Below are 3465 nucleotides of genomic sequence, written 5' to 3'. Positions count from 1 at the left end.
CGGCGCTCCCGACCCACGCGGCGGCTACCCCGAGCAGGGCGGCGGCTACCCGGACCTGCGCGGCTACGGCGCACCCGACCCACGCGGCTATGGCGCTCCCGACCCACGCGGCAGCTACCCCGAACAGGGCGGCTACCCGGACCAACGCGGCGGGTACCCCGACCAACCCGGCTATGGCGCTCCCGACCCACGCGGCGGCTACCCCGAACAGGGCGGCTACCCGGACCAACGCGGCGGCTACCCCGAACAGGGCGCGGGCTACGACCAGGGCTACGGCGGCGGCGGATACGGCCGACAGGACTACGGCCAGCAGCCCGACTACGGCCGACAAGACTACGGCCAGTCATACGCCCCACCCGGTGGCGGCAGCGGGTACGCCGAGCCAGGGCGCGACTACGAGTACGGCCAACCCGCCGACGCCGGCGGGTACGGCGGCTACGGACAACAGGGCGGCTACTCGTCCTCGGGCTCGGCGGTCACGCTGCAGCTCGACGACGGCAGTGGGCGCACCTACCAGTTGCGCGAAGGCCCGAACGTCATTGGCCGCGGCCAGGATGCCCAGTTCCGGCTGCCGGACACCGGTGTGTCGCGTCGCCACTTGGAAATTCGGTGGGACGGCCACGTCGCGCTGCTGTCCGACCTCAATTCCACCAACGGCACCACCGTCAACAACGCGCCTGTTCAGGAGTGGCAGTTGGCCGACGGCGATGTGATCCGGTTGGGGCACTCGGAGATCGTCGTCCACATCCACTGAGCCCGCAGGGCGCGAAGGCATTGGCTTCACCCCGCGTCGACCGCCGTCCAAGTATCGTGACGTTGCTATATCCGGGCACGTGAGGCACGCGGCACCAGGACGGAGAGGACGCCGGATGCAGGGACTCGTACTGCAACTGACGCGCGCCGGTTTCCTGATGCTGTTGTGGTTGTTCATCTGGTCTGTGCTGCGCATCCTGCGTACCGACATCTACGCACCAACGGGCGCGGTGATGGTGCGACGCGGCCTGACGTTGCGCGGGACTCTGCTGCCGTCGCGCCAACGCGGCAACGCGGCGCGCTATCTCGTTGTGACCGAAGGGGCATTGGCCGGTGCACGCATCACGCTGAGCGGTCAGCCGGTGCTGATCGGGCGCGCCGACGACTCCACGTTGGTGCTCAACGACGACTACGCGTCGACGCGGCACGCGCGGCTTTCCCAGCGAGGCTCGGAATGGTACGTCGAAGATCTAGGATCGACCAACGGCACATACCTTGACAGGGCGAAGGTGACGACGGCGGTACGGGTTCCCATTGGCACGCCGGTGAGTATCGGCAAGACGGTAATTGAGTTGCGCCCGTGACTTTGGTTTTGCGCTACGCAGCGCGCAGCGATGTCGGCTTGGTGCGATCCAACAACGAAGACTCGGTATATGCCGGTGCGCGATTGCTGGCGCTCGCCGACGGGATGGGCGGCCACGCCGCCGGTGAAGTCGCGTCGCAGTTGGTGATTGCCGCGCTGGCCCATCTCGACGACGACGAGCCCGGCGGCGACCTGCTCGCCAAGCTCGACGCCGCCGTGCATTCCGGTAACTCGGCGATCGCCGCCCAGGTGGAGATGGAGCCCGACCTCGAAGGTATGGGCACCACACTGACCGCAATCCTGTTCGCGGGCAACCGGATTGGAATGATCCACATCGGCGACTCGCGAGGCTATCTGCTGCGCGACGGTGAACTGACGCAGATCACGAAAGACGACACGTTCGTCCAGACCCTGGTCGACGAGGGGCGGATCACCAAGGAAGAGGCCCACAGTCACCCGCAGCGATCGTTGATCATGCGGGCGTTGACCGGCCATGAGGTCGAGCCGACCCTGACCATGCGCGAGGTCCGGCTCGGTGATCGCTATCTGCTTTGCTCCGACGGACTTTCCGATCCGGTCAGCGACGAGACCATTCTGGACGCCCTGAAGATTCCCGACGTCACCGACAGCGCCGACCGGCTGATCGAACTGGCGTTGCGCGGCGGCGGCCCCGACAACGTGACCGTGGTGGTCGCCGACGTCGTCGACACCGACTACGGCCCGACGCAGCCGATCATCGCGGGCGCGGTGTCCGGTGACTCCGACATCCATGACCATCTGACCCGGCCCAATACCTCAGCCGGCCGGGCTTCGGCCATCACCCCCCGCAAAGAGGTCGCTAAACGCGTTGTGCCGCAGATAGACTCCGCTCCGCCGCCGCGGCAATCGCGGCGGCGGATGTTGATCGGGCTCGCGCTGACGATCCTGCTGGTGCTCGCGGCGCTCGCGGTCGGCCGCACCGTGATCCGGAGTTACTACTACGTCACCGCCTACAACGGCGCCGTGTCCATCATGCAGGGCATCCAGATTTCCATCCTGGGCGTGCCGCTGCACCAGCCGTACTCGCAGGGCTGCCTGAACACCCTCAACCAGTTGTCGGTGGTCCCCTACGGCCAGGCCGCCGCCAACCATAACTGCCAGTTGATGAAGCCGTCGGATCTCGCCGAGTCGGCCCGCGCCCAAGTCGCGGCCGGGCTGCCGGTCGGCACCCTGGATCAAGCCAACGCGCAGCTGCGGCGGTTGGCCACCGAGTCGCTGTTGCCGCTCTGCCCGCTCGCGCGTGCCCAGTCTCCGCCCGCTCCGGCGCCGCCGCCCTCACCTTCGACCAGCCAGGTGCCCGTGCCGGGCGCGGAAATGCCGGCACCGCAAGATGTTCCGGCAAGCCCGTCGCCGACAGTTGCCGCACCGACCGTCACAGCGCTGTCCCCGCCGCCGCCCCAGCCGGGAACCGACTGCCGGACTCCGGAATGACCACGCAGCCGCAGCCGCCGGTCACCGTCACGCCGTCGTTGCCGAACCGGCGCAACGCCGAACTGCTGCTGCTGTGTTTCGCCACGGTGATCACCGCGGCGGCTTTCGCGATTGTGCAGGCCAACCAGGAGCGCGAGATCGGCTGGCCACTTCTCACCTATGCCGCCGGCTTCTTGGCGGTGTTCACCGTCGCGCATCTGGCCATCAGACGCTATGCGCCCTATGCGGATCCGTTGCTGTTGCCGATCGTGGCGTTGCTCAACGGGTTGGGTCTGGTGATGATCCACCGGCTCGATCTCGACGAGCGGCTGGCCGAGGGGAGTGGCCGCGCCGTCACGAGCCCGCAGATCCTGTGGACACTGGTCGGCGTGGGCGCCTTTGCGTTCGTGGTGATCTCGTTGAAGGACCATCGGCAGCTCGCTCGCTACGGCTACGTATGTGGGCTGACCGGACTCGTCTTCCTCGCCATTCCGGCGCTGCTGCCGAAGTCGCTGTCCGAGCAAAACGGCGCCAAGATCTGGATCCGGTTGCCGGGCTTCTCGATCCAGCCCGCCGAATTCTCGAAGATCTTGTTGCTGATTTTCTTCTCGGCCGTGTTGGTGGCCAAGCGCGGGCTGTTCACCAGCGCGGGCAAGCATGTTCTGGGTATGGATCTGCCC

General features: G+C 67.3%; 4 protein-coding genes. All 4 read left to right on the top strand.

Translation table 11 applies throughout. From position 1 onward, the window contains the following. A partial coding sequence (locus WAN02_RS09645) for an FHA domain-containing protein (protein ID WP_422263927.1) occupies nt 1–754 on the top strand: 754 nt, incomplete at its 5' end. Nucleotides 755–869: 115 nt separating this feature from the next. Beyond that, complete coding sequence (locus WAN02_RS09640) at nt 870–1337, top strand: FHA domain-containing protein FhaB/FipA (protein WP_422263926.1); 468 nt, start codon at nt 870–872, stop codon at nt 1335–1337. Next, nucleotides 1334–2806, top strand: a complete 1473-nt coding sequence (locus tag WAN02_RS09635; protein ID WP_422263925.1) for a PP2C family protein-serine/threonine phosphatase — start codon at nt 1334–1336, stop codon at nt 2804–2806. The genes WAN02_RS09640 and WAN02_RS09635 overlap by 4 nt, the downstream gene beginning before the upstream one ends. Further along, nucleotides 2803–3465, top strand: a 663-nt coding sequence (locus tag WAN02_RS09630; RefSeq protein ID WP_422263924.1) for an FtsW/RodA/SpoVE family cell cycle protein, incomplete at its 3' end; no start/stop codon positions are given. The genes WAN02_RS09635 and WAN02_RS09630, both read left to right, overlap by 4 nt.

This window comes from Mycobacterium sp. (assembly GCF_049281135.1).
Taxonomy (GTDB): Bacteria; Actinomycetota; Actinomycetes; order Mycobacteriales; family Mycobacteriaceae; genus Mycobacterium.
Note: the sequence above shows the minus strand (reverse complement) of the source record. Positions and strands in the feature narration are given on the sequence as shown.